Raw genomic sequence first — 23,938 nt, 5'->3', positions numbered from 1 at the left:
TAATGGATATAAAAAAAGGAGTACCGCCGTACTCCAACCTTTGTTAACCTTAAATCTAATACTATGAAAAACACGATGCAAAGTTAGGTGTTATTATTCAATAATAAAAATAATGAGATAGAAAAATTGCCATTTTATTAGTTTTATTGATTTAAATCAATTATCAGTGATAGCGTTTGTATATATCTTCTATATATTTGCAAGTATTTAGTGTTACTTACCTTACAAAAGAATAGCAATAGAAATAAGAATTTGTCGCAATGCACTACTTATGCTTTCGTTGGTTATATTGCTGTGTGGCATTTTGGGTATAAACAATAGTTTTTATAATGTGCAGAGAAGCCAATTTAAGAAATGTTTTGTGCGACTTAGAAAACAGAAAGTACACAGGCAATTACAATGCTCTTTATAACGCCTGTATTAAATCTTTTAATAGTCTATATAAATAAGGTGTAAAAAAACACGTTTCATTTGGTGTAATGAGGTGAATTTGCTATCTTTGCATCGCAAAATGGATATAAAACATTTATAAAATAAAAGTATACTATGGATTTACTTAACCAAATCATCGCACGCGCTAAAGCGAACAAGCAACGCATTGTACTTCCCGAAGCAGAGGAAGAAAGAACACTACGAGCTGCAGACAAAGTATTGGCTGATGGCATAGCCGAAATAATACTTATTGGCAACCCAGATAACATTAAGAGATTGGCTGGCGAATGGGGATTGAAGCATATAGATAAAGCTACTATTGTGGACCCTGAGAACAATCCTCGTAGCGAAGAATACGCAGAGCTTCTGACAGAGCTACGTAAGAATAAAGGTATGACAATAGATAAAGCGCGCGAGTTGGTAAAGAACAACCTGTACTTAGGCTGTATGATAATAAAGACCGAAGGTGCCGATGGACAGATTTCGGGTGCTCTCTCTACTACAGGCGACACGCTTCGCCCAGCATTGCAGATTATAAAATGTGCTCCAGGTGTTAGTGTTGTAAGTGGTGCAATGCTCATTCTAACACACGAAAAGCAATATGGTGAAGATGGAGTGGTTGTAATGGGCGATGTTGCTGTAACACCAAACCCAACTGCCGACCAAATGGCGCAAATAGCTTATACCACTGCAGAAACTGCTAAGAGCGTTGCAGGGTTTAAAAATCCAATAGTGGCAATGCTGAGCTTCTCTACAAAGGGCTCTGCAAAAGATGCTATAGACAAGGCAACGGGCAAAAGTGTATATATCATCGACAAGGTTGTTGAGGCTACAAAGTTGGCTAAAGAAAAGTATCCAGATTTGAAGGTTGATGGAGAATTGCAAGCCGATGCTGCTCTCGACCCAACTGTTGCTGCAAAAAAGGCAAAAGACTCTGATGTTGCTGGTAAGGCTAATGTGCTTGTTGTGCCTAATTTGGAAGTGGGAAACATTGGCTACAAACTTATACAACGTCTTGGTGGAGCTACTGCCATTGGCCCTATACTACAAGGTATAGCACGTCCGGTAAACGATCTGTCGCGTGGTTGCTCGGTAGACGATATCTATTATATGGTTGCCATCACAGCTTGTCAGGCACAAGACGCTAAGGCATAACCAGAGAAATAAAAGGAGCAGGACAGAGATACCTCCATCTAACTCCAATATCTATAAAATAAGAATAAAGAAATTGCAGAATGAAAATATTAGTTTTAAATTGCGGTAGTAGTTCTATCAAGTACAAATTGTACGATATGACTGACGAGAGTGTGCTCGCACAAGGTGGTGCAGAGCGTGTAGGACTCGACGAAGCCTTTGTAAAAGTAACTTTAAAAGATGGTAGCAAGGAAAAGATTATGCACGATATGCCCGACCATAAGGAAGGTGTAAAGTTTGTATTCCAGCTCTTGCTCGACCCAAAATACGGCGCATTGAAGAGCTTGGACGAGATTGATGCTGTTGGACACCGTGTAGTGCAAGGTGGAGACTTATTTGAGAAGAGTTGCATTGTTACGAAAAAGGTAGAGGAAGGAATAGAAAGTTTGATAGACCTTGCTCCAGTGCACAATTTAGGGCACTTACGTGGAATTAGAGCCGTAGACGCTTTAATGCCTCACACACCACAAGTAACAGTTTTCGACAATGCGTTCCATAGCACTATGGAGCCGTATGCGTTCCTCTATGCAGTTCCATACGAAATGTACGAAAAGTACCATGTGCGTCGCTATGGCTTCCATGGAACAAGTCATCGATATGTTTCTCATCGTGCTTGCGAATTTCTTGGAGTAGACTATAAGAGCCAAAAAATAATTACCTGCCATATTGGTAACGGTGCTTCTATGGCTGCAATAAAAGACGGAAAGGTTATTGATACCTCTATGGGTCTTACTCCGTTGGAAGGTTTAATGATGGGTTCACGCTCTGGAGATATAGATGCTTCTGCAGTAACATATATGATGGAGAAGCTTGGAAAAGCACCACAAGAAATGGCAGACTATCTTAACAAAGAGAGCGGAGTATTGGGTATTACTGGCATTAGTTCGGATATGCGAGAAATTGAGGCTGCCGAAGCTACTGGCAATGAACGTGCAATACTTGCTTTGAAAATGTATTCGTATCGCATTAAGAAGTATATTGGTGCATACGCAGCTGCTATGGGCGGTGTAGATATGATTGTTTGGACTGCCGGAGTTGGCGAAAATCAAACCGGGCTTCGCTTAGATGCTTGTCAGGGATTAGAATTCTTAGGCGTAAAGATGGACGCTGAGAAGAACAAATGTCGTGGCGTTGAGCGCATTATCTCTGCAGACGACTCGAAGGTGAAGGTGCTTCTGATTCCTACAGACGAGGAGATTGTGATTGCTCGCGATACTCAAGAACTTGTGTCAGAGGCTCGAAAGTAAACAACAACACTCATACCAACGGGTGCAAACAACGGATAGCCAACATTTGTTGATTGTTGCAAACTTCTATCCTTGTTTCGCTCCATAGTCTTTCCCCGTTAGCTAATAGTAGCGTGCTATTGCTAACGAGGAAAGACTTTTTTTATGCAATGCCATAACAACATTCGCCAGTAAAGAAACTTACATCTATTTGTTTTAAACCGCTATACCTGTGAAACAACATTTAAATGCCGATAAAACGATGTTTAAATGCTGATGTAATGATATTCTCATACTAGTGTCGTACTATTATTTACGTGTAAGTAGAGTTTTACTTACGTGTAAGTAAAGTTCTACTTACGTGTAAATAAAGTTTTACTTACGTGTAAGTAAAGCCATGTGTTGCGTGTGAAATTAAACTGCAGACGTGAGAGAAGTAACTCCGTGTAGTGAATAAATAGTTGTGCACACGTGTTTCGGCACCTCTTCCTTAGTATGCCACTCAGTGTTCAGCGCATAGTAGTGTTTCGCTCAATAGTTTCGCTCCGCATAAAAAGTGATAGGAGTGGATAGCCTATTTAAAATATGTGCCGTAGAATATATGCTATTTATAGAACGCCAACTACTTATAATAAGCGAGTTGCCTACAGTTACAAAGTTTTTAGTAACTTTGCACGTAAATAAAAAACAAAACAAACAATATGACGATAGAAAACCAAATAGCTGTTGCAGCATTGGCTGCCATAAAAGAACTGTATGGTGCTGATGTTCCAGCAAAAATGATACAGTTGCAAAAGACGAAAGCAAACTTTGAAGGAAACCTTACATTGGTAATGTTTCCGTTGCTAAAAACCTCGCGTAAAAGCCCAGAAGCAACGGCGCAAGAGGTGGGCGAATATCTAAAAAACAACTGCACGGCTATTGCCGACTTTAATGTTGTAAAGGGTTTCCTGAACCTTGTTATTGCTCCCGCAGCGTGGATAGGGCTTCTTAACGATATAAATGCCAATGCGAAGTTTGGCGAACAACAAGTAACGGCAGATAGTCCGCTCGCTATGGTTGAATATTCATCACCCAACACCAACAAGCCGCTACACTTAGGCCACGTACGCAACAACCTTTTAGGTTGGTCGCTTGCAAAGATAATGGAAGCTAACGGCTACAAAGTGGTGAAGACAAATATAGTGAACGACCGTGGTATACACATTTGTAAGTCGATGCTTGCATGGCAGAAGTGGGGCAACGGCATAACACCAGAGCAGGCAGGCAAAAAGGGCGACCACCTTATAGGCGACTTCTATGTTCTGTTCGATAAACATTATAGAGCAGAAGTAGCAGAACTAACCGCGAAATTTAAAGAAGAGGGCTTAAACGACGAAGAGGCAAAGGCAAAAGCCGAACAAGAATCGCCATTAATGAAAGAAGCCCACGAAATGTTAGTGAAGTGGGAAGCAAACAACACCGAAGTTCGTGCACTATGGGAGAAGATGAACAACTGGGTGTATGCAGGCTTCGACGAAACTTATAAAGCACTCGGCGTAGGTTTCGACAAGATATATTACGAAAGCAATACCTACCTCGAAGGAAAGAAGAAAGTGGAAGAAGGCTTGGCTAAGGGCTTATTTATTCGCAAACCAGATAACTCTGTGTGGGCAGACTTAACCAACGAAGGCTTAGACCAAAAGCTACTTTTGAGAAGCGATGGCACTTCGGTTTATATGACGCAAGATATAGGAACAGCCGAAATGCGTTTTAAAGACTATCCAATAGATAAGATGATTTATGTTGTGGGCAACGAACAGAACTACCATTTTCAAGTACTTTCCATTCTTTTAGACCGTCTCGGCTTCAAGTGGGGTAAAGATTTGGTACACTTCTCTTACGGTATGGTAGAACTTCCAAACGGCAAAATGAAGAGCCGCGAAGGAACAGTGGTAGATGCCGACGACCTTGTTGCTTCGATGATACAAAACGCTCGTGCACTTAGCGAAGATAAGATGAACAAGCTGGACGATATTACGGAAGAAGAGAAAAACGAAATAGCACGCATTGTGGGTTTAGGTGCACTGAAGTATTTCATTCTGAAAGTAGACGCACGTAAGAATATGCTCTTCAATCCAGAAGAGTCAATCGACTTTAATGGCAATACGGGACCATTCATTCAATATACCTATGCACGCATTAGAAGTATCTTGCGTAAAGCAGCGGCACAAGGTATAACCATTCCAAAGACAGTTGCAAACAATGCTCCGCTCAACGAAAAAGAAATTGCACTCATACAGAAAATGAACGACTTTGGTGCTGTTGTTGCGCAAGCAGGCATAGACTACAGTCCGAGTGGTATTGCAAACTATTGTTACGAACTAACAAAAGAATTCAACCAGTTCTACCACGATTACAGCATACTAAATGCAGACACCGACGACGAGAAAACCACTCGACTAGTTTTAGCGCAGAATGTAGCCAAAGTTATAAAGAACGGTATGGAACTTCTGGGAATAGAAGTGCCAGAACGTATGTAGTAGAGCAGCGTTTCCTTCTTGTTGCAGAGAAGGAAACGCTTGCCAAATGGTCGCACAACATATACTTTAGTTATACACTTATGAAACATATATTTTTAAGTTTTCTCATTACAATCTTTATGGCTATACCTTGTAATGTAAGTGCACAGAACAACGATGCACCAGTAGCAGAAGCTCCTTCTGCCGATTATGTAGCTACAATAGACAAATTATTGGAAGTATCGGGTTCCAAAGAAACAATGAAAGCACAGTTCCCTGTTCTTATGAATACATTGAAAAATATGTTGCCAAACATTCCAGAAGATGTATTCGCCAAAATAGAAGCTAAATATAGAGAGCTGTTTATTAACCGAATGGTAGAATTTTATGCACCCATTTACAATCGTTACTTTACACTAGAAGAGTTAAAGAACTACATTGCCTTCTACGAAACAGACTTAGGACGTAAGATTGCGAAAGTAAATCCAACGTTGATGGGCGATTTATTCCAGGTAGGCGAACAAGCAGGCGCATTTATTATGCAAAGTGTAATAGCCGAACTGAAGTCAAAAGGCTTCGATACAAAAGGCTTGTAAACACCTCTTCTATCACTATGTCGAGAATGGAAGAACATTAGAGTCGCAATTGTTTGTTTTATACATTTACTATATGTAAGATATTATATTAAAGACCAATGGAACTACAAAATCCACCTGAAAACAGACACGACACAGTGTTGCCTTTGCCATTGTGTGTAAATGCAAATGCATGGGCAGTAGATGCCGCATGTTCGGGAAATCCTGGACCAATGGAATATCAATGCATCGATCTTGCTACGGGGCAGCGCATTTTTCATTTTGGTCCAACAATGGGAACAAATAACATAGGAGAGTTTCTGGCAATAGTCCATGCATTAGCATTGATGGAAAAACAGGGCATTACAAACAAGGTTATTTACAGCGACTCGTACAATGCTATTTTGTGGGTGAACAAAAAGAAATGTAAAACAACTTTAGAACACAACAATAAAACTACAGAGCTGCACAACATAATAGCACGAGCAGAACAATGGTTGCGTACCCATAATGTTACTACACCAATAATAAAGTGGGAAACAAAAGAGTGGGGAGAAATTCCAGCCGATTTCGGTCGTAAGAAGTAATATTATTAATAATACATTGAGTTATTAATAATAGTGTTTGATGATGTTACAGCTTAACAAACCAATTTGGATTAATCAACAACAACCTTCAGTGTAGATTAGAAGATACATATTTATTGTTTAACCCAAATTGGTTGTGTTCGTTTGTATATGCGTTAATAAGCGCAAAGAATAGTGCAAAGCGTAGCAAGCATAGCACTTCTATCTTGAATGCTTCACTAATTTGCCTTTATAAACATAGTTTCCTATACATAGTTTGTAAGTATATACTCCGTTGTTTAAGAAACTTATATTGGCTTTTCCATTAATTAGAGCAATATTCCTCTTAATACCATTCACGTCAAAAATGTCTATTGTAACATTGTCTTCTATATTCGAACACAGCGTGTAGCCATCTATGTAAATGGAAATGTTCTTGTTTCTGTTAGCTCTCTCTATACCTGCTGCCGGTGTTAGCTCTGTTTTCTTAAATCGGTATAATCCACTTTTCTTCGAAACGCCTTGTGGTTCGTAAACCGAAACATATATGTAGTTTGTTGTTGCGAACAGTTGTGTAGGCGTTAAGTATATGTTTCCCATCTGTTCCATTTTAGGATAACCCTGACTGAAGTTTACCCACTTATTTCCTTTATTAGATGTATAGAATAAGCCCCCTTTTTGTAGTCCTACATATATATATGTATCGTCGCTTGCCATAGCCCTAATGTTGTTGTCCATAACGCCAGTAGGTCTTGGCAGACTGCCCCACTTGTCTTCATCTTCGAGCGTAAGAATGAATGGCGTTTTAAAGTCATCGTTCGGTACGCTTCTACCCAATAGTAAAGTATTATCGAATATAGTAGATACAGCCATAAAGTTACTTTTATCGCTTATAGTTTTCCACGTGTTGTTCGTTTCATCGAGACAGAAAACAAAATATACACCAAAAGCATATAGCTTTCCTTTATACGATACTAGTTGGTATATGTTTTCAGTGTTTTCAACAGGAACGCCATCATCGTCTTCTGCTTTATATTTTAAAGACGATAAGTCTGTTCTCTTCCAAGTTTGTGCAAAGTCTTCAGAATACAATATACCACCCCCACAGAAGTCAGCTACATACAGCTTGTTTTTGTGGTATGCACACGCATAGCATACGGTATATGGCATGTTGTCTTCGCTAAAAATATCTCTCACCGCATTGGCGTAAGTACATTCTGTCCAAGTATGTCCTCCATCGGACGACCGTGCAATATTTGCACCATACCCAATAGCGAAGATATAGTTGCCTACTTCAACAAACTTATTGTAATTATAGTCTTTTGCGTTTGTCTTTGTCCACGTATCTCCTTCGTTGGTTGAAATGTAGATACCTCCATCTCTTTCTATACGAAAATCAGATAAGAGAATGTTTCCCGACTTAGTAACAAAGGTAGCATACGTTGCATCTAATTGTTTAACCTGTTCCCAATCGGCGTACGAATTGATAGTTACAAAGAACAACAATAAGAATAGTAGTACTGATCTGTTTTGTTTAGCGAGTTGTTTTTTCATAATTCAATTTGTTAAGTTAATGTACGATATATGTGTGTTGCAAATATAGATATTTTTTCTTATTTACACAACACAACAATAATATTATATATATAATGTAGTCATATTTACTTTTGTATTGTATGCGGTGTGCTAACGAGTTATTTTTGCAACCTTACATTCAAATATCTATCTTTCGCTTGCTTTGTTTGTTCTGCTGTCATTAAATTACTATATTTGCAAGCAAAGAACAAATAACCCAAATCATTATTATTCTTTAAAAGTTAAATGTTATGAAGAAACCTATTATTATTATCTGCATCTCGTTATTGGCAATAATGAGTGTGCAAGCACAAAGACAAAATGTGTGGGGAAAAGTATTAAACCAATCAAACAAAGTTGCAAGAACCTCAGAAAGCGGAGAGATGATTGTAACACAACCCGAAGGTAAAGTCTATAAAAATCTTTATAGCTATGCTGAAGGATTTTACTCTATGTGGGGGCTTATATTTGATGGAAAGAAAGACGGTGTGGCGCGTGATGTGGTTGTTGCCAATGACGGAACAGTCTATATTCAAAATCCCATGACCTTCTTTCCTACTAATTCGTGGATAAAGGGACACAAGACAATTGGCGACACTATTGCTGTAGAACTTCCACAACTTATTTATGTAAATGATAACGATGTTAATTACTACGCTACACGAATGAACTTTGAAGTGGTAGATGGTAATAATCAATATGTAAAAGACTCGCTTTCACAGACAGTCAAGTATGTATGGCGCAACGATTCGCTTATAAAGACAGAAAACAATGTATTGATAGGAATGACTAATGCAGATGGCGATTGGAATGGTATTGGCGATTTAGTGTCGTCGTCTGCTCTTTGTACCTATACTAACATAGCACCATCGTCTACAGCGAATGCTAAAAAGTACATCTTCTCTTTCAATAATGGTGGCAGAGAGATATTTGAACGTATGTCTGAAGTTGTATTCGAAGGTAACTATGTTTATGTTAATAATATAGATTCGGATATACCTGATGCATGGGTGAGAGGAGATATTAAAGGCGACAAGATTATTTTTAATAATGCTCAATTTATGGGGCTCTTTTCAAGTAAACACGCTTATAAATGGGTAATGCCAGCCGATGTTAGCTATAATTCGCAAGATGGTACAACCGATTATAAGTCGTTACCATTTGTAAGTTTCAACTATGATAGTAAAACCCAATCATTCTCTTGTCCTGAACACGGTTTTATGGCAAACTACGGTTATCGTTTAATAGATTTAGAGATGCAAGTGATGATGCAGCCTACTTTTAGACTATTGGTTGAGAATATTGCCAAACCAAAGAATCCGATATTCACAGGAATACAGGAAATGGGTGGAGATACAAAGCGGTTTATATTTAGTCTTGATAGATATAATGAACGAGGTAGTTTTATGAATTCGAAGAATGTGTATTACAATATTTATCTCAACGATAAGAAGTACACTTTCACTCCATCGGTTTATCCGTGGTTAAATGCTGAAATAACAGACATTCCAATCGATTTCTCCGATAAAACCCGCTACGATTTTGAGAATCATGGTAGTGCACATGCCATAATGATTTACGACAAGGCAACTCGTATTGGTGTGCAAGCTTTCTATCAAGATGGCGATAAACGACTTGTTACTGATATTGTGTACAGCGATGGTACAACGGTTTCGAGCATTAATGGTATTACCGATGTTGTTACTGGTGAAACATTCTACACCGATTTGAGTGGGCGCAGAGTTGTAAAGCTAACGAAAGGCATTTATATTAAAAGTGTACGAATGGCTGATGGAACTATTAAGTCGGAAAAGATAATAGTTCAATAGTCTGTTTTCTTTAAACTATTTCATAGGAAAGTGTGCCCACTGTGGTACACTTTCTTTTTTGTTAAGTTACAATTTACTAATTAACTGGTTAGAACTTTATTTGTGTGTTTTCAGTGCCTTTGCCACGTTTATTCTAACAGCTTGTTTATTTCTTCTTTCACTTGTTGGGCAGGCACTACTTGTAATCCGTTTTTGTTTAACTCTACTAAACGGTCGGCAATACGTAGAGCTAATTCCAAATCGTGTGTGGATAAGAATACCACTTTATTAGTTTCTTTTGCCAACCGATGAAGTAACTGCAACATTTCTACTTTCGATGGGAAGTCTAAGAACGATGTAGGCTCGTCTAACAATATAACGGGAGTTTGCTGTGCAAGTGCTTTCGCTATCATTACCTTCTGTCGTTCGCCGTCCGACAGTGTTTGTATCATTCTGTTTTTTAAGTGTTCTATGCCTACCATCTCTATAGCCTCAGCCACAATTGTTTGGTCGCTGGTATTAAGTTTACCCCAAAAGCCAGTGTACGGCATACGTCCCATTCCTACCATTTCTGTAACACTAAGGTTTTGTACATCGCTTTTGTAAGTAAGCACAATGCTTATATATTTAGCTCGTTCGCGTTGCGAAAGCATATTAATGTCGTGCCCATCGAGCAGTAGTCGCCCACTAAGTTTAGGCAGAAATCCTGTTAGTGTTTTTAGCAATGTTGATTTCCCAATTCCGTTTGAGCCTATTAAACAAGTAAGTTCTCCACTTTTAATCTCTACGTTTATATTAGAAACTACGGGTGGAAAGCCTTTATAGCCAACCGATAATTGTTCGAGTGTTATGTTCATTGGTTTACGATTTGTTTGTATTGAGTTTGTTTACTCGTTTAAAATACTGTGCAATTTGGCTATCTTCTCTTTTCTGTCAATAGAGTATATATTTTGTTTCTCGTCTACATATATGAACAGCAGATAAGCTTTCTCTAGCAACATATTGCGTAATGGGTTTGTTTTGTAGCTGCCCTCAGCATACAGAAGTTCTGCCAGCATTTCTAAACGGTCTATCCTCTCGTTGTTGTTCCATTCGTTTGCAGCATACTCCATAAGTTCGTCTACACTCATATTGCGCAGCAGTGTGTAATCGCCAACATACTGTCGGTATAAGTCTTTCAAACTATCGTCGCGCTCGTCTTCCTTTTTCTTCATCATTGTGGCAAGCGCAGTAGCAAACTCTTCTATCAATCGAATGAAATAATCTTGTCGTATCATTATTCTATTATAAAACGAAGATAAATTGTTAAACCGCAGCAAAGGTAATAAAAGTTTTAAGAACAGCATATAGTGCTTGTGCTTTTATGGATAAACTTGTATAGAAAGATGAACGAAGAGCTATTTTGGAATATCTCATCGCTCTACAGTGTGGTTATTATGTGCTATAAGATTATATTTCTACATTAATGTTACCAGAATAGCATTTAAAACAACTATCTTTGTAGCGATTAATGGAATTATTAACACAATAAATTAGATTTTTAGGATATCGCTTATGAATGCAATTATAGCTATTATACCAATTGTATTGCTTTTTGTTCTGATGTTAGGAATAAAGATGGCAGGACACAAGAGTGCACTAATTACTTTGCTTGTTACCATAGCTTTAGCTTTGTTTGTTGCTCCGGCTATGGGTTTCGTACCATCAAACTTTACTACTATAGGTGTAGGTTGGGCTGTTATAGAAGGTGTGCTGAAAGCAGTGTTCCCAATTCTGATTATAATATTAATGGCAATTTTTAGCTATAATGTGCTGGTGGAAAGCAAAGATATAGAAGTTATTAAAAACCAGTTTATATCTTTCTCAAACGATAAGGGTGTAATGGTACTTATGTTGGTGTGGGGCTTTGGCGGATTGCTTGAAGGTATGGCTGGTTTTGGAACAGCAGTTGCAATTCCTGCCGCCATTCTCATTTCGTTAGGTTATAAGCCAATGTTTTCGGCTTTGGTATCGCTTATTGCCAACAGTGTACCAACGGGGTTTGGTGCTGTGGGTGTGCCTGTAATAACACTTTCTAACGAGGTGGCAGCAGGTGGCGTAGCATCGCCCGAACTTATTCGCGAAATTTCTACCTATTGCGTAGTGCAGCTTTCGCCACTATTTGTTATATTACCTTTTATTATTCTAACGCTCACCAATAGAAGTAGTAGTGCCATTGGTCGCAATCTGCTTATAGCGTTGTGGGTAGGTGGAATTTCGTTAGCAACACAATATGTAGTGGCTATGTTTCTTGGTGCAGAAACACCAGCCATTATAGGTAGTGTGGCAGCCATAGTTGCTTTAGTGCTTTACAACAGACTGTTTGCACCGAAAAAAGATAATGCAAATGCAAAACACTATACGGTTGGCGAAACCTTACGTGCGTGGAGTGTTTACGGTTTCATTTTGTTGTTCATTCTCTTGTCTGGACCATTATTTCCCAGCATTAATGGCTTTTTAAAGTCGCACCTTGTATCGCACGTGTCTTTACCCATTTATGCCGATGGAACAACTTTCAACTTTGGCTGGATTAGCAATGCAGGAATAATGTTGTTTATGGGAACAGTGTTAGGTGGCTTTGTGCAAGGTGTATCGCCCAAACAACTACTGGTGCTTCTGGCTCGTACCACAGTAAACTTGCGCAAAACAGCAATAACCATTGTTAGCTTAGTTGCGTTAGCTTCGGTAATGAACTATGCTGGAATGATAGTAGTAATAGCTTCGGCTCTTGCAACTGTTACGGGGCAACTCTACCCTGTGTTTGCACCCCTTATAGGGGCAGTAGGAACATTTGTAACGGGTAGCGACACATCGTCGAACATTTTGTTTGCTAAGCTACAGGCTAACGTAGCTCATCAGCTAAACTATAGTAACTCCAACTGGCTTGTGGCAGCAAATACGACAGGTGCTACTGGTGGAAAAATAATTTCGCCACAGAGCATAGCCATTGCCACTGCAGCCTGCGATATGCAAGGGCGCGATGGCGAGATATTGAAAGCTGCCATTCCGTATGCAATTTTATATATTGCCGTAGGAGGACTAATGGTACTACTGGCAGTTTAACCCAAAACAGAGTATAAAACCGCAACGCTATTATAGCGTAGTTTATACTATTCGTTCTAGCCTTTTTTAGTTGTATTGCAGCCATCTTGCTTGCCTGTTTAATCAAACGTAGCAGGCTGCACCTTCCTTATAAGGTTGATTAATTAGCTTAACAACAAAACAAAATATATTAAAACTATAATGGCTAGTTTTAGTTTAATATACCATACTCTATTTGGTTTCTAATTTCTTAATAGAGTATGACATATAACACATGTTGCGCCATAAAATGAGATGCTTCACGATGTGATGTCATATCTCTTAGTTTCAGACGTCTGAAACACTCGTTACAGACGTCTGAAACTAACGTGGCAGACGTCTGAAACTTGTGCGATAGATATCTAAAACTTTTATGCCATTTGTTTCGTAATGAACTTTCATATTCCACACCACGCATAAGAATGTGTAATTGCTTGCTAATCTGCTAACAAATACGTACCTTTGCACGCTGAATAAACAAGGAAAGAAGTTAATGAAAAGACTCTATATAGAGACATACGGCTGTCAAATGAATGTGGCAGACTCAGAAGTGGTTGCTTCTGTAATGAAGATGGCAGGATACGATGTGTGCGAAGACGAAAGTCAAGCAGACGCAATTTTTATAAACACTTGTTCCATACGAGAGAACGCAGAAAACAAAATATACAACCGTTTAGAAACACTCTACGCAGAGAAACGAAAGGGACGCGAGGTTATTCTTGGCGTATTAGGCTGCATGGCTGAACGTGTACGTAAAGATTTAATAGAGAACCATCATGCAAACCTTGTATGCGGACCAGACTCGTATCTTAATTTGCCCGAAATGATAGCACGTTGCGAAAATGGACACAACGCAATGGATGTAGACCTCTCTACCACCGAAACATATAAAGACGTTGTGCCACAGCGCATTGGTGGCAACAGAGTATCGGGCTTTGTTAGCATTATGCGTGGTTGTAACAATTTTTGCCACTATTGCATTGTGCCATTTACACGAGGCAGAGAACGCTCGCGCGACGTGGAAAGCATATTGCGCGAGGTGAAAGACTTGCACGACAGAGGTTTTAAAGAGGTTACATTGTTAGGTCAGAATGTAAACTCTTACGGACTACTGCCAAACGGCAAACGCCCAGAAAACGGAACATCGTTTGCAGAGTTGTTGCGAAAAGTGGCACAAAGCGTGCCCGATATGCGTGTGCGTTTTTCAACTTCCAATCCAGAAGATATGACGGAAGATATTTTGCACGCAGTAGCCGATGAACCCAATCTCTGTAAACATATTCATTTCCCTGCACAAAGCGGAAGTAACACAGTGCTGAAGAATATGAACCGCAAATATACTCGTGAAGATTATTTAGAGAAGGTTGCTGCTATTCGCCGTATAATTCCAAATTGCGGATTAACAACCGATATATTTGTGGGCTATCACAACGAAACGTTAGACGACCAAGAATTAACACTATCGTTGGTTCGTGAATGTCAGTTCGACTCAGCCTTTATGTTTAAATATTCGGAACGACCGGGCACATACGCTGCAAAGCACTTACCCGACAACATATCGGAAGAGGAAAAAGTGCGCCGATTGAATGAACTAATAAAACTTCAAACCGAAATATCGGCAGCACAGAATAAGAAAGACGAAGGCAAAGAGTTTGATGTGCTGATAGAACGTTTCAGCAAACGCAGTCGCGAACAACTTATGGGTCGCACCGAACAAAATAAAGCAGTAATTATTCCACGTGGTAAACACCACATAGGGCAAACAGTGCGTGTGCGTATAACAGGTTCTAGCTCGGCAACACTTATTGGCGAAGTAGTAGAATGAGATGGTATAAACCTAACAATGGTAAGTTATGAAAGAATTTCTCCAGATATTACGCAGATTCGTTCCACCTTATAAAAAGTATTTAGTGTGGTCGGTGGTATTCAACATTCTATCTGCCATTCTAAATATCTTCTCGTTTGCAGCACTCATTCCATTACTTCAAATACTGTTTAAAGTAGACACAGGAGCAAAGGCAACACAAGTAATGGCATTGAGCGATGGTTCGCTGAAAGATGTTTTAGCAAACAACGCCAACTATTATACACAGCTATTTATTTCAGATTGCGGACCAACAACAACGCTACTAATTATAGGACTGATAATGGGGTTTATGACTTTTCTGAAAACAGGCGCTTACTTCTTATCGTCAGCCTCAATCATACCAGTAAGAACAGGCGTAGTTTGTGATATACGCAATCAGCTATATCAAAAAATAACATCGCTTTCGCTCAGTTTTTTCAGCGAAGAACGTAAAGGAGATATTATAGCACGTATGAGCGGCGATGTACAAGAAGTAGACTCTTCTGTTATGTCATCACTCGATTTGTTGTTTAAGAACCCAATTCTCGTTTTGATATATTTCATAACGTTGATGTTTATTTCATGGCAACTCACAATATTTACACTACTCTTTGTACCACTCTTTGCTTCGCTGATGGGAATAGTAGGACGAAAGCTGAAACAAGGTAGTATTACAGCACAGGCTCTTTGGAGCGACACAATGAGCCAAGTGGAAGAAACACTGGGCGGATTACGCATTATTAAAGCTTTCTGTGCAGAAGCCATAATGAATCAGAGGTTTCAGAAAGTAAACTCTATGTATCGCAACGATATAATGCGTGTGAACATTCGACAACAAATGGCACACCCTATGAGCGAATTTCTTGGTACTATAATGATAATTGTTGTACTGTGGTTTGGCGGTACATTAGTATTGGGGAAATATCCAGTAATAAGCGGTCCTACTTTTATATATTATCTTGTTATATTGTATAGCATTCTCAATCCGCTAAAAGAAATATCCAAAGCAGGCTATAGCATAGCAAAGGGATTGGCTTCGATGGAACGAATAGACAAGATACTAATGGCAGAGAGTGCCATTAAAGAAGTGGAACAACCAAAACATATCGACAGTTTTAACCACCAAATAGAGTTCCGCAACGTTAGTTTCGCATACGATACGATGGTAAAAGAAAATGGAACAACCGAACCTAAATGGGTGTTACGTAACATTAATCTTATTATTCCGAAAGGCAAGACCATAGCACTGGTTGGACAAAGTGGAAGTGGAAAGTCTACATTGCTCGACCTTATTCCTCGCTATTACGATGTGCAAGAAGGCGAAATACTTATAGATGGTATTAATATTAAAGAACTATCAATACACGATTTACGTCATCTTATAGGTAATGTAAATCAAGAAGCTATTCTTTTTAACGATACATTCAAAAACAACATAACCTTTGGCGTATCGGCAGACAACACTAAGGTTATTGAAGCAGCAAAGATAGCTAATGCGCACGACTTTATTTCTCAAACCGAAAAGGGTTACGAAACAAACATTGGAGACCGTGGCGGTAGATTGTCTGGCGGACAACGACAACGTGTTAGTATTGCCCGTGCAATCTTAAAGAACCCTCCTATTCTTATTCTTGATGAGGCTACTTCTGCTCTCGATACAGAAAGCGAACGCTTAGTACAAGATGCTCTTTACAAATTAATGAAGACACGTACGACAATTGCTGTTGCACACCGCCTTTCCACCATTAAGAACTCTGACGAAATATGCGTTATGCACGAAGGCGAAATAGTGGAAAGAGGAACGCACGAAGAGTTAATGCTGCTCAATGGATATTACAAGAAGCTGCACGATATGCAAGAAATTTAATTCAATGATAGCATTAAATAAAAACAATATAGCATTTAAGGCATTGCAACCAATGTTTGCTGTGGTAGCTAATATACTATTAGCTTACATTGTTTATTTTGTAGCTCGCGTGGCTTATTTGTTAGAAAACTATTCGTTATTTAAAGAAGGCTTAAGTTTTGAACATTTAATAAGAATGTTTCAGGGTGGTTTAATGTTCGACACTACAGCCATTGTGTATAGTAATGCTCTCTATATACTGTTAATGTTGTTTCCACTTTGGTTTAAAGAAACAAACACCTATCATCGCTTCTGTCGTTGGTTGTTTGTTATTGTAAATGCCATTGGCTTATTCTTAAATCTTTGCGATGCTGTTTACTTTCCATTTACATTGCGACGAACTACAACAAGCGTCTTCAGAGAGTTTGATAACGAGAACAATTTAGGAAGTATTTTTGTTACCGAACTTGTAAATCATTGGTATTTTGTATTGGTCTTCGTTGTTGTGGTGTGGGGTATGTATAAACTTTATAGAATGCCCAAAAGCAATATATTCCACTTCAATACTCTCAAAAATAGATGGCAGTTTGTAGGAATAAACTTCCTATCTTTGGCATTTGCAACTGTATTTTGTGTGGGTGGAGCACGTGGCGGATTACAAAGTGGAGTGCGTCCTATTACAATTAGTAATGCCAACGAATATGTAAAACGTCCTATTGAATGTGCTTTGGTGCTGAATACTCCTTTTGCTTTAATGAGAACCATTGGTAAAAGCATATTTAAAGTGCCTAATACTTTCGCTTCACTTAATAATGCTGCAAAATATTTTACGCCCATTCATACTCCCAATGCAAATGTAAAAGCCAATAAAAAGAATGTTGTTATACTAATTGTAGAGAGCTTTGGACGCGAATATATTGGTGCTTATAATAAACAACTTGAAGGTGGACACTACAAAGGTTATACGCCAAACGTAGATAAGCTTATTAAAGAAAGTACAGTATTTGAATATTCGTATGCAAACGGACATAAAAGTATAGATGGAATGCCATCTTCGTTGTGTGGTATTCCAATGTTCATAGAACCTTTTATTCTAACTCCCGCATCAATGAACGATTACACTGGAATTCCAGGATATCTTTCTCGTTGGGGCTATCAAACTGCATTTTTTCATGGTGCTAATCGTGGTTCTATGGGCTTCCTTGCTTTTGCCAATAAAATAGGTTTCCAAAAATATTATGGCAGACAGGATTATGCACAAGATAAACGCTTCGGAGGTGATGCTGATTTCGATGGAAATTGGGGCATCTGGGACGAACCTTTCTTGCAATATTATTGTGCAAAGATGAGCGAAATGAAGCAACCTTTTATGACAGCGCTGTTTACTGTTTCGAGTCATCACCCATTTGTAGTGCCAGATAAATACAAAGACAGCTTAAAAGAAGAACAGTTACCTATTCATAAATGTATTCGTTACACTGATATGGCTATCGGACGTTTCTTTGAAACTGCCCGAAAACAAGCTTGGTTTAAAAATACTATATTTATATTGGTAAGCGACCATACTAACCAAAGTAATCATCAACAATATAAAACTGATATTGGAGAATTTAGTGCGCCCTTTATTCTTTACGATCCATCGGGCGAAATAAAGCCTGGAATGCGTGCTGGTATAGCACAACAAATAGATATTATGCCTACTATATTTGGAATTTTAGGCTATAACAAACCCTACTTCTCTTTTGGTTGCGACCTTTTAAATACTCCTCCACAACAAACTTATGCACTCAACTATATCAACGGAGTATATCAATATACAAAGAATGGTTACACAATGCAGTTTGATGGAAATAGAGTAACAGGCATTTATAGTTTGAAAGACTTGCTAATGCAGCACAATCTTCTGGGAAAAGTGCCTGAACAAGCACAAATGGAACAAGAACTAAAGGCTATTATTTACCAATATATGTACCGTATGGTAAATAACGAACTTAGATAAGTGCAGTATTTGATTAGAAAATTCCACAAACAACATATCTTGTTGTAATAAAGAGACAACACTAAGTTATTATGAATATATAAGCTGATAAAGAAACCTTTATCGGCTTTATTTTTGTTTCCAATTCTTAGTGGATTAGTATTAGAACGTGATTTCTTAATATCTTTAACCTGTTTTACGTTTGCTAACCACTAAAATAAGTACAGCGGCAATAATAAGCACAAAACCAATTACGATAGGAAACGTTATTGGTTCGCCAAAAATAAGTATTCCCACGCACATAGCCGTTAGAGGTTCGAATACTCCTAACACAGCTGCCATTGTACTGCTTATTTGTTTCAGCGAAATAATAAGCGTTATGTTACTTATTGCTGTAGGAATTAAACCTAACAGGAATAAATGGAGAAGTTGGCTATGCGTTTCTATAATATCTATATGTCCCATAGTGAAAGTGCCATATAAAGTAAGTATGAGCATAGCAAAAAAGAAAATATAGAATGTAAGTTTTAGCGATGGCATCTTACGAATACGCATTCGTGGGAATGTTACCATATAAACAGCATAAAGAAACCCTGAAGCAAGAAGCAAAAACAATCCGGTTACTCCCTTCATACTGCCACCACCATCGAGTATTCCTGAAAGGAAAAACACACCAGCAACTGCAATTGCAATAGAAATGGCTGTGGTTGCAGATAGTTGTTCGTGCAAAAATACCACTGAAAGCAAACAAGTCCATACTGGATACGAGAACAATAGCGTTGTAGCAATGCCACTTGCCATATAATTATACCCCTCTATAAGTGTGATAGACGATGCCGAATACATAAGAGAGAGAAACAATATGCGCAAGAAATCGCCAAAAGCAAGCCACATTCGGGTGCGATGAAACATAAGCATTCCCAACATTGCAAGACAACCAAAGGCATAACGATAAATTAAAACAGATGTAGAATGCATACCTGTAGAAAGCACAGGTATAGCAAATAGCGGAATTAGTCCAAATGTAATGCCTGATATGCTGGCATTTAAAAATCCTTTTATTGTAGCTGACATCTAACAATTTGTTTTTATAGAAATAAGGCTACAGTTTGCCATAGTGTTCACAGCTTTTTTGTGTAGCACTAAATTATCTTTATTCCTTGCAGATAGTAAAAAAATCTATTCTTGGCTTATATTTTACACTAATATCTATCTATACGTAGTTTTAAACATACGAATATTTGGTAGAAAAAGTATAACAATATTGTGTCTTTGCCGCATTTTGTGTATGCAAAGTTACGAAGTTACTCTACAATAACCTTATAATATAGGGCATATTTTACTTTTATGGCAAAGAAAGTAAGTAAAAACAGAAGATATAAGAGTAAATAATAGAATTTATTAAAATAATATATTGTTATATCAAACCAATTAACTACATTTGCACTCGTATAATTTTGTTTGATAACGTATATGGCAGGTGCAGCCTTTATATTACGTATAAACAAACAGAACACAGAATGAAGATTAAAAATAAAATACTCTACGGAATTGCATACAGCTTCTGGTTCGTCCTATCGCTGTTGCCATTTCGTATTCTTTTTATATTGTCCGACTGTCTATATTTTATTGTTGCAAAGGTGGTGAAATACCGCCATAAGGTAATTAGGAAAAACCTTAGAGAAAGCTTTCCTGACAAAACAGATAAGGAATTGCGCGATATAGAAAAAGGATTTTACCATTGGTTTTGCGATTATCTTGTAGAAACCATTAAGCTAATGACAATGTCGCCTAACACACTTCGTAAAAGAATGAAATTTATGGGAATGGAAAAATTTAACGAAGTGCTGAAAAATGGTGGCTCATGTGCTGTCTATTTAGGGCACTATTGCAATTGGGAATGGATAACATCTATTCCTTATTGGATACCAAACAACGTGCAATGTTGCGAACTTTATCACCCTTTAGAGAATGAAACCATAGACAAACTATTTAAAGAGGTACGCGAAAAACAGAATGCTCTCTGTATTCCAATGCAAGAATCGTTACGAAAAATTATAAGCTTTAAACGCAATAGTAAGTCGATTGTTGTGGGATATATTGCAGACCAAACACCTCTTTGGTGGAATATACATCATTGGGTAGATTTTCTTCATCACGATACACCTGTGCTTACAGGTGCCGAACGTATAATTCGACATACTAATCAGGTAAGTTTCTACGGATATATGCGTAGACCTAAACGCGGATATTATGAATGCGAAATGAAACTTATGACCGATTGTCTAACCAAAACTTCAGAATTTGAAATAACAGATATATACTTCCGAATGCTCGAAGAAAATATTAAAAATGCTCCTTGCTACTATCTGTGGAGTCATAACAGATGGAAGCGAACACGAGAAGAATTTAACGAAAAGTGGGAAGTTGTAGATGGAAAAGTACTAAGAAAGAAACATACAAACTAATTAAACAGTTTTATAACAAGTATGAATATGCCAAAAATGAAAGACGAAAAACGCATAAGTCCTGAGGAAACAAAAGAAATGCAACACATTATATTGGGCATTTTAAAAGCCATAGATAAAGTTTGCAGAGAGCATAATTTGCAATATTTTATGATTGCTGGCACAATGTTAGGTGCTGTACGTCATCAAGGTTTTATTCCATGGGACGACGATGCAGATGTTGCATTGCCACGTCCAGACTATGAAATTCTGTTGAAACACGCTAATGAATGGTTGCCTAAAGAGTATGAACTTGTAGATTATGAAAAGAATTGCCATTATCCATACCAATTTGCACGCATACAAGACAAACGAACTACTTATATTTTACGCCGTAGTTTCAATTTCTTAGGTGGTATTCCTGTAGATGTATTTCCTATTGACGGAATTACAGATAACAAACTTGCCTGTAAGTTCCATTATATGCGCTATAACTTTGTAAACAAACTACTTTATTATTCGCAGCGCGACCCCTACAAACACGGTAAAGGCATAGGTTGCTTGTTTTATAAAACACTGCAAAAAATATTTTCGCCACAAAAAATACATCGTGTTCTCACCAAAATTCAGTCGCAATATTCTTATATAAATAGTAAATTGGCAGCCGACCACGACAATCGCCCCGAACGAGGTATACTTCCAAAAGAAGTTTATGGAACACCCACACCTATTATGTTTGAAGGTGTTGAACTTATGGGAGTAGCGCAGCCCGATGCATATCTTTCTTATTGTTATGGCAATTATATGGAGCTACCAAACGAGATACCTCCACAGAATTTTCGCTATATGGATATGAATTTGCCGTATAAAAACTATAAAGGCTCTGCTTCAATGAAGAAGTCGTAAACTCTGAATTTCATTTATAAGAGCTAATAAGAAACAAAAATGCAGGTAGGGGGGCAAGAAGTGTTATAAACCAATTATTGTTTTGAATTGGGGAGTAAATATTTTGTAATTACAAAATGGAGAAACAATAATAAGAAATTTAAAAAGTATAATTATGTTTTTCTAATTTCTTATTATAAATTAAGCAGAGTATTCTTTATGGTAGGGAAGTATATTTTATGGTGTTAAATATTGATAGGTTTTATTCGCTATGGTGTCATCATATTTCTGGCAATACTCTCCTTACTTTCGTTAAAAGTAAATTACTTTGCTCAATATAAAAACACATCTGCAAAAAATTAATGAACATATTGAACAAAAATGCCTTTCGTAGCCCATTGAGTTGGCTTTAGTTGATGGGCTAATTATATTTGTTTTGCATTATTGGTTATATTTATTTTCTGGAGAAAAAGTAAAGGTATAGTTTGTTTTTATGAGGTAAAATGTGTTATGGCAAATGTATATCGGGCGGATATAGAACAAAAAAGAGAGGTGTTTACAAGAAACACCCATCTGTTATTCTAAATCTATATGTTCCACTTCAATATCATCGGTTATAAATATGCGTGCAACCTCTTTAAATTTTTCGGCATTTTCGGTGGTGTAATAGTGTGCAGTTCCATTTTTTGTACAGCGAGCATCTATTTCTGTATGACGTGTTAGATAGTCTTTTAAACTTTCTGCAACATATTCGCCTTGCGATACTATTTTTATGCCGTCAGGAACATATTGTTTTATTTTTGGCATTAAAATAGGATAGTGAGTACAACCCAAAATTAGAGTATCAATATCGGGATCTAACCACAAAATATGGTCAATTCTTTTTTTAATAAAATAATCTGCCCCAGCTCCTGTAGCTTCATTATTCTCAACAATAGGAACCCATAACGGACATGCTACTCCCGTAACATCTAATTCGGGCCAAAGTTTATTTATCTCAATGTTGTAACTATTGCTTTTTGTGGTTCCCGGTGTAGCAAGAATACCAATATGTTTTGTTTGGGTAAGCTTTCCTACTATTTCAGCTGTAGGACGAATAACACCAAGTACCCTGCGTTGTGGGTCTATTTTTGGTAAATCGTTTTGCTGAATGCTGCGAAGAGCTTTTGCCGAAGCTGTATTACAACCAAGAATTACCAATTGACACCCCATTTCGAATAGTTTTAATACAGCCTGACGGGTGAATTGATATACAATATCGAACGAACGTGTACCGTATGGCGCACGAGCATTATCGCCAAGATAAGCATAATCGTATTGTGGAAGTAGCTCGCGAATAGCTTTTAATATAGTAAGTCCACCATATCCTGAGTCGAATACTCCTATTGGACCCGGTGTTTGTGTTAGCAATTTGTTCATACTTTTATTGCAAGGCAGTTTTTAAAGCAACAGTAATATCTTCGCCAACCATATTGTTTACGTATGGCAGTGCATTATTATCGGCATTTAGAATAAAAGCGTAACCACTTTCTTGTGCCATTTTAGCTATTGTTTTTTTTAGTTTTGCATGCACTGGTGCGTATATTTGTTGTTCGGCTTGTTCAATTAGTCGGTCAGCTTCCTTTTTAAAAGCAATATTTTTGTCTAACAATTCTTGCAATTCAGCCTGTCGTTTTTTTAATATAGATGGTGCAAAGTTGCGTTGTCCTTCTAAAAATTCCTCGTATTTAGTGTGGAAATCGTTCTCAGACCGTGTTGTTTCTGCATCGTATTTTGCACGAAGATCGTTAATACTACGTGTAGCTGCAGCATATTCGGGCATAGATTTTAACACTTCGGTATAATTGAAGTAGGCAAACTTTAGTGTGTTTTGTGCATTTGTCGTAATTGTAATGACGGCAAATGCAAGACAAACGAAGATTTTTTTTATCATAATTGC

The 23,938-nt window shown here is 37.9% G+C and carries 18 protein-coding genes; 12 read left to right on the top strand and 6 right to left on the bottom strand.

The window, feature by feature from the left end; translation table 11 throughout:
• Positions 1-546: 546 nt before the first annotated feature.
• From pta to HMPREF9144_RS00460, 5 genes are all read left to right on the top strand, one after another.
• Entirely contained in the window at positions 547-1,587 is a 1,041-nt protein-coding gene (pta, locus tag HMPREF9144_RS00480; RefSeq protein ID WP_006043801.1) for a phosphate acetyltransferase, read from the top strand.
• Positions 1,588-1,667: 80 nt separating this feature from the next.
• The gene (locus tag HMPREF9144_RS00475; RefSeq protein WP_006043800.1) at positions 1,668-2,873 is read left to right on the top strand and encodes an acetate/propionate family kinase; all 1,206 of its coding nucleotides are present in this window, start codon (positions 1,668-1,670) and stop codon (positions 2,871-2,873) included.
• A gap of 680 nt (positions 2,874-3,553) precedes the next feature.
• Entirely contained in the window at positions 3,554-5,374 is a 1,821-nt protein-coding gene (gene argS / locus HMPREF9144_RS00470; RefSeq protein ID WP_006043799.1) for an arginine--tRNA ligase, read from the top strand.
• Between the two features lie 80 nt (positions 5,375-5,454).
• A complete protein-coding gene (locus HMPREF9144_RS00465) occupies positions 5,455-5,949 on the top strand; it encodes a DUF2059 domain-containing protein (RefSeq protein ID WP_040595336.1) in 495 nt (164 codons plus the stop codon).
• Between the two features lie 98 nt (positions 5,950-6,047).
• Complete coding sequence (locus tag HMPREF9144_RS00460) at positions 6,048-6,515, top strand: RNase H family protein (protein ID WP_006043797.1); 468 nt, start codon at positions 6,048-6,050, stop codon at positions 6,513-6,515.
• Between the two features lie 201 nt (positions 6,516-6,716).
• Here the strand turns inward: HMPREF9144_RS00460 and HMPREF9144_RS00455 are convergent, their stop codons facing one another.
• Complete coding sequence (locus HMPREF9144_RS00455; protein WP_006043796.1) at positions 6,717-8,048, bottom strand: hypothetical protein; 1,332 nt, start codon at positions 8,046-8,048, stop codon at positions 6,717-6,719.
• A 272-nt stretch (positions 8,049-8,320) separates the two neighbouring features.
• Here HMPREF9144_RS00455 and HMPREF9144_RS00450 point away from each other — a divergent pair, with 272 nt between their 5' ends.
• Complete coding sequence (locus HMPREF9144_RS00450) at positions 8,321-9,898, top strand: hypothetical protein (protein ID WP_006043795.1); 1,578 nt, start codon at positions 8,321-8,323, stop codon at positions 9,896-9,898.
• A gap of 128 nt (positions 9,899-10,026) precedes the next feature.
• Here the strand turns inward: HMPREF9144_RS00450 and HMPREF9144_RS00445 are convergent, their stop codons facing one another.
• A complete protein-coding gene (locus HMPREF9144_RS00445) occupies positions 10,027-10,734 on the bottom strand; it encodes an ABC transporter ATP-binding protein (protein ID WP_006043794.1) in 708 nt (235 codons plus the stop codon).
• A 30-nt stretch (positions 10,735-10,764) separates the two neighbouring features.
• Positions 10,765-11,154: a hypothetical protein gene (locus HMPREF9144_RS00440; protein WP_006043793.1), complete on the bottom strand. Its 390-nt coding sequence runs from the start codon at positions 11,152-11,154 to the stop codon at positions 10,765-10,767.
• 277 nt (positions 11,155-11,431) lie between these two features.
• Here HMPREF9144_RS00440 and HMPREF9144_RS00435 point away from each other — a divergent pair, with 277 nt between their 5' ends.
• From HMPREF9144_RS00435 to HMPREF9144_RS00420, 4 genes are all read left to right on the top strand, one after another.
• Positions 11,432-12,979, top strand: coding sequence for an L-lactate permease (locus HMPREF9144_RS00435; RefSeq protein WP_006043792.1), 1,548 nt, complete (start codon positions 11,432-11,434; stop codon positions 12,977-12,979).
• Between the two features lie 511 nt (positions 12,980-13,490).
• A complete protein-coding gene (gene miaB / locus HMPREF9144_RS00430; RefSeq protein ID WP_040595335.1) occupies positions 13,491-14,822 on the top strand; it encodes a tRNA (N6-isopentenyl adenosine(37)-C2)-methylthiotransferase MiaB in 1,332 nt (443 codons plus the stop codon).
• Between the two features lie 28 nt (positions 14,823-14,850).
• Entirely contained in the window at positions 14,851-16,710 is a 1,860-nt protein-coding gene (locus HMPREF9144_RS00425) for an ABC transporter ATP-binding protein (protein ID WP_006043790.1), read from the top strand.
• A 4-nt stretch (positions 16,711-16,714) separates the two neighbouring features.
• Positions 16,715-18,688, top strand: a complete 1,974-nt coding sequence (locus tag HMPREF9144_RS00420; RefSeq protein ID WP_040595334.1) for an LTA synthase family protein — start codon at positions 16,715-16,717, stop codon at positions 18,686-18,688.
• Positions 18,689-18,853: 165 nt separating this feature from the next.
• Here HMPREF9144_RS00420 and HMPREF9144_RS00415 read toward each other — a convergent pair whose 3' ends face one another.
• Positions 18,854-19,741: a DMT family transporter gene (locus HMPREF9144_RS00415; RefSeq protein ID WP_006043788.1), complete on the bottom strand. Its 888-nt coding sequence runs from the start codon at positions 19,739-19,741 to the stop codon at positions 18,854-18,856.
• A 446-nt stretch (positions 19,742-20,187) separates the two neighbouring features.
• Between HMPREF9144_RS00415 and HMPREF9144_RS00410 the strand changes: the two genes are divergently transcribed.
• Both HMPREF9144_RS00410 and HMPREF9144_RS00405 read left to right on the top strand, forming a co-directional pair.
• On the top strand, positions 20,188-21,135 hold the full coding sequence (locus HMPREF9144_RS00410; RefSeq protein WP_006043786.1) for a lysophospholipid acyltransferase family protein: 948 nt from the start codon (positions 20,188-20,190) through the stop codon (positions 21,133-21,135).
• A gap of 21 nt (positions 21,136-21,156) precedes the next feature.
• Entirely contained in the window at positions 21,157-22,020 is an 864-nt protein-coding gene (locus tag HMPREF9144_RS00405; protein ID WP_006043785.1) for a LicD family protein, read from the top strand.
• A 555-nt stretch (positions 22,021-22,575) separates the two neighbouring features.
• Here HMPREF9144_RS00405 and murI read toward each other — a convergent pair.
• Together murI and HMPREF9144_RS00395 are read right to left on the bottom strand one after the other, a co-directional pair.
• A complete protein-coding gene (gene murI, locus HMPREF9144_RS00400) occupies positions 22,576-23,418 on the bottom strand; it encodes a glutamate racemase (RefSeq protein WP_006043783.1) in 843 nt (280 codons plus the stop codon).
• Positions 23,419-23,422: 4 nt separating this feature from the next.
• Positions 23,423-23,932 (bottom strand): OmpH/Skp family outer membrane protein, encoded by a 510-nt coding sequence (locus HMPREF9144_RS00395; RefSeq protein WP_006043782.1) that lies wholly within the window; start codon positions 23,930-23,932, stop codon positions 23,423-23,425.
• Positions 23,933-23,938 lie beyond the last annotated feature (6 nt).

The organism is Prevotella pallens ATCC 700821 (assembly GCF_000220255.1).
GTDB classification, from domain to species: Bacteria; Bacteroidota; Bacteroidia; order Bacteroidales; family Bacteroidaceae; genus Prevotella; species Prevotella pallens.
The sequence above is the reverse complement of the archived record's forward strand: the minus strand, read 5'-3'. Positions and strand labels throughout refer to the sequence as shown.